Here is a 1,678-nt window from a genome sequence, read left to right on the forward strand (position 1 = left end):
ATACAGTTCGGTCAGGAGGGCATCGAGGTCTGTCTTCATAACTGTCCATCGGTGCCCTCCAACCACATCCTTCACAAGCCGACACGCCGAGAGTGCAACCACTGCGGCGCCGCTCGGCGTGTCGCCGCCGCCAGTACACACTCGGCGCAGCCGATGCACACTCCGCGCGCAGTTGGGAATTACTCATCTAGTAGCGGCGCTGGCCGGGCAGCAGGGTTTTGGCGAGACTCAGGGCAGCGTTGCGGACTTTTTTGTCGAGTGTTTTTTCGCGGGCTTGTCTAGTCAATGAGTCTAAGACGTAGCCCATAGCAGTCGGACTGGCCAGCACGCGCGCGGCGACTTCGGCTGGGGTGAGATCATCGCGAGGGAGTGTGATCACGACAGGCCGGATCAAGGGCGGGGCGGTGCGGGGCACTTCGACGACGCGGATGGGCTGGTGAGTGCGCGCGGCAGCGACCCGTTCGGCATGAGCATCACGGCGGCAGCGATCCGAGCACCAGATCCGCCGTCGGCCGCGGCGCGGCCCGAAATCCGCCGGCAGGAAAGCACCGCAACGCGGGCAAGCGACGGCGGCGGGGTCATTCATGGGACTCATTTTACTTTTTCGTCCGGGCGTTAAGTGATCGTTTAGTGACCTTAGTGCAAGAGGTGTGTGGTTCTTGGGGGCCCTTGAAACCGTCGTGGTGGTTGGTCTGGTGTTCGTCCTGTTCGGGCGAAGGCTGCACCATTCGTGGTGAAGGTTGCACCCGACGTTGCATTGTTCAGGTGAAGGTTGCACGTCGTTGCCGGGATTGGCTCGACGTGCGGCCGAGACTGTTGATCCATGCCGCCTGCAACAGTCCAGGGTCTGTGTCACGCAGCGTCGTTAGTGACCTTGTGGGCAGTGGCTAAGGATCAGTCCGCTTCCGAGTTCAGGGTGAGCTGGTGTTGGTGGAAGTAAAAATGCAGTCCGGGGTAGCGGTAAATGTCTTCTAAATCATGAAGTCGTGGAAGAACGGGTCCCACCGGGTCGGGTAATGCATGCCGCGATGGAAGGCGCTACCGCTTTCCCGGGCAAGTTTGCGTTGCAGTGATGCGATCACTCGATCGAGCTTGGCGCCCATCCGGCGGCGGTTGTAGACGAGGGCGGCCGCGCAGGAGCCGTAGTAGTTGATGACATGAAAGGGTGCGGTTGCAGCGTTGAGGATGCCGGCGAAGACGCGGCTGAGCGGATCGGGCAGCCGGCCCAACAACCGCGCGAGGACGAGCAGTCGCTGGGTGATCATGTAGCCGAAGACCATGTGGAACAACAACTGTTCGTTGGTCCAGCGTGTCCCGCGCGTCGGCTCGGTCCAAACGTCGCCGCGCTCCGCCTCGGCGCGCAGTCGGTGGAATGCGACGCGGGCTCTATCCAGGTCGGTCACGAGCGCGTTGCGATCGATCGCGCCGTCATTGGTGGCCATCACAGCGGGTCCTAGTCGGCTCGAAGCCGCGTTGCCAAGGCAGCTGCCAATTGCGCGACGCTGGGCGATTGTTCGCGGGCATCCAGGGTGAGCACGTGGGGGTGGGGTTCCGGCGCTGGCGGTGAGCAGTGTGTGGGGTTGCGGTAACCCGATTTGTTGTTCGTGCTGCCGGGGCGGCACGGTGATCAGGTCAGTGGTAGGCGACGGCCCTCCCGTCGTCTCTTCCCGGAGTGCTA

1 protein-coding gene and 1 pseudogene are annotated in these 1,678 nt (G+C 62.7%); both read right to left on the reverse strand.

The window, feature by feature from the left end; translation table 11 throughout:
• Positions 1-187: 187 nt before the first annotated feature.
• Positions 188-586 carry a hypothetical protein gene (locus EET03_RS29935; RefSeq protein WP_136625773.1) on the reverse strand — a complete coding sequence of 133 codons (399 nt, stop codon included), beginning with the start codon at positions 584-586 and terminating at the stop codon, positions 188-190.
• 308 nt (positions 587-894) lie between these two features.
• A pseudogene (locus EET03_RS28130) lies at positions 895-1,442 on the reverse strand (DinB family protein).
• Positions 1,443-1,678 lie beyond the last annotated feature (236 nt).

The sequence above is a fragment of the Mycobacterium innocens genome (assembly GCF_900566055.1).
GTDB lineage: Bacteria > Actinomycetota > Actinomycetes > Mycobacteriales > Mycobacteriaceae > Mycobacterium > Mycobacterium innocens.

Excerpts from the sequence above, each read along its gene's own strand:
- EET03_RS29935 (WP_136625773.1), bottom strand. The coding sequence starts at position 586 with ATGAATGACCCCGCCGCCGTCGCTTGCCCGCGTTGCGGTGCTTTCCTG.